Source organism: Rhizobium alarense, from assembly GCF_021555155.1.
Classification (GTDB): domain Bacteria; phylum Pseudomonadota; class Alphaproteobacteria; order Rhizobiales; family Rhizobiaceae; genus Rhizobium_D; species Rhizobium_D alarense.
This window is the reverse complement of sequence record NZ_JAKGBU010000168.1, coordinates 1-2,313: the sequence shown is the minus strand read 5'-3', so window position 1 is coordinate 2,313 and position 2,313 is coordinate 1. Positions and strand designations below refer to the sequence as shown.

General features: G+C 68.1%; 3 protein-coding genes. 2 read left to right on the top strand and 1 reads right to left on the bottom strand.

The annotated features are described in order from the left end of the window. Positions 1 to 101: 101 nt before the first annotated feature. Positions 102 to 479 (bottom strand): tautomerase family protein, encoded by a 378-nt coding sequence (locus LXM94_RS25755; RefSeq protein ID WP_235774725.1) that lies wholly within the window; start codon positions 477 to 479, stop codon positions 102 to 104. A gap of 100 nt (positions 480 to 579) precedes the next feature. Between LXM94_RS25755 and LXM94_RS25750 the strand changes: the two genes are divergently transcribed. Together LXM94_RS25750 and LXM94_RS25745 are read left to right on the top strand one after the other, a co-directional pair. Further along, positions 580 to 1,470: a LysR substrate-binding domain-containing protein gene (locus LXM94_RS25750; RefSeq protein WP_235774723.1), complete on the top strand. Its 891-nt coding sequence runs from the start codon at positions 580 to 582 to the stop codon at positions 1,468 to 1,470. Positions 1,471 to 1,634: 164 nt separating this feature from the next. Next, positions 1,635 to 2,313: hemolysin family protein (locus LXM94_RS25745; protein WP_235774721.1), on the top strand; the 679-nt coding region annotated here is incomplete at its 3' end.

Sequence of the window (2,313 nt, the reverse complement as noted above, 5' to 3'; positions counted from 1 at the left end):
GGCCGAAGGCGGCCTACTGGACAGCGGTGGAAAGCTGGCGGGCGCTCGAGGGCGACCGCATCGAATTCACGATGCGCCGCCTGCCGAGCGCCGACTGACGGTCAGCGCCGCGCCGCCTGGGTCAGCCCGCCATAGCCCCAGCTATCCGCGGAAAGGTCACGGATGACGACGTAGCTCACCGGATGCAGGTCGGCGCCGAAGATCTCGCGCAGGAGGCCGTAAGCGGCGGCGATGAACCTTTCCTTCTGTTCGGGACTGTTGGTGCCGGCCGTGACCAGAACCTCCAGATGGGCGACGCGCTTCGTCCTGTGCGTGCCGACCGCCCAGCCGGACAGCGGCACTTCCTCGATGTCGACCGCCGTCAGTTCGGCCTTCTTGCCGAGCAGTGACGCGACGATGCGGGTCATTTCGTCGTGAAGATGGCGCAGGCCGTCAGGGCCGGCCGGCTCTCCGGCAATCCTCAGATGGGCATAGGGCATGGGATGGGCTCCGTGCGAGGCTGGTTGACGGCGCCATTCTACCGCGCCATCAATGTTCAGGAAATTCAGAAGTTATTTCTGAATAGTTTTGGAAAACTGAATGGTTGATACCCCGCGCAATTTCGACATGGACGTGCTGCGCACCTTCGTGACAGGCGTGCGGCTCGGCAGCTTCGCCAGGGCGGCGGCGGCACTCGGGCGCACGCCGCCCGCCGTCAGCCTGCAGATGCGCAAGCTGGTCGACCAGACCGGACAGGCCCTGTTCGCCAGGAAGGGCAGGGGGCTCGCGCTGACGGAGGCGGGAGAAACGCTGCTCGACTATGCGACGCGCATCCTCGAACTCAACGACGAGGCGATGGTGCGCCTCTCGACGGCTACGGTGCTCGACGGCTGGCTGCGGATCGGCTTTCCACAGGATTTTGCGGAAACCTCGATGCCGCCGCTGCTCGGGCGCTTTTCACGCAGCCACCCGAAGCTGCGCATCGAAGCGCGCGTCGATCGCGGCGCCAGGCTGGTGGAGGCGGTGGAACGGGGCGAACTCGACCTTGCGGTCGCCTGGACCAGCGTGCCGCGCGAGAACAGCCGGCTGCTCGGCTCCTACCCGCTCGTGTGGATCGGCGCGCCGGGCTATCGCTGGCGCAGGGAGGAGGGGCCGCTGCCGCTGATCGCCTTCGATCCGCCCTGTTCGTTTCGCGCCGCGGCGGTCGAGGCGCTGAAGGAGGCCGGCATCGCCTGGCGCCATGCCTTCGCGAGCCCCGGCCTCTCCGGCCTCTGGGCCGCCGCCGGAGCCGGGCTCGGCGTCACCATCCGCACGCCCGTCGGCATGCCGGCCGGACTGCGGGTGCTCGATCCGGCAGGACACGGGCTGCCGTCGCTCGGCCGCACGGCGCTGACACTGTATCTCGCCGCTTCGGCCCCGTCGGCACCGGCGCGCCGTTTTGCCGAGCTGCTCGTCGAGGACCTCGCACCGGAACGGGAGGCCGCGCCGTGAGCGCATGGCGACCGGCGGGCTGCTCGGCGTGCCGCCTGTTCCGCCGCCTGAGACCGCCTGGGCGGGCCTTCGGACGTTGACCCATGCCTCCGGGGGTCCTATGTTCGCGCCATCGTCATCAACAGAAAGGCGCCGTTGCGGTTCAGAAGCGCGGCTCGTCGTCCTTGTTCGAACTCGCAATCGCTGCTTTCCTCATCGTCCTGAACGGCATCTTCGCCCTTTCGGAACTCTCCATCGTGTCCGCGCGCAAGGTGCGCCTGAAGACGCTTGCGTCGCAGGGGGTCGGCGGTGCGACCACCGCCTTGCGGCTCGCCGACAATCCCGGCAAGTTCCTGTCGACCGTGCAGATCGGAATCACGCTGATCGGCGTCCTGGCCGGCGCCTTCTCCGGTGCGGCGCTGGGCGGCCGCCTGCGGGACTTCCTCTTTGCGGAAGGAGCGCCGGACTGGCTTGCCGATCCGCTTGGTTACGGCATCGTCATCTCGCTCATCACCTACCTGTCGGTCGTCGTCGGCGAACTCGTTCCCAAGCAGATTGCGCTGCGCAATCCCGAGCGCTTCGCCTGTGCCGTTGCACCCGCCATGGCGATCCTGTCGCGGGCCGGGGCGCCCGCCGTATGGCTGCTCGACGCCTCGACGCGCCTTATCCTGCATCTGTTCGGGCTGCACGAAGCGCCGGAAAGCGCCGTGACCGACGAGGAGATCAAGTCGATCGTCGCGGAAGCGGAAGCCGCCGGCGTCATCGAAGGCGGCGAGAAGCGCATGATCTCCGGCGTGATGCGCTTCAGCGACCGCGCCGCGCGCGGTCTCATGACACCGCGCAACGACGTCGACTGGATCGACC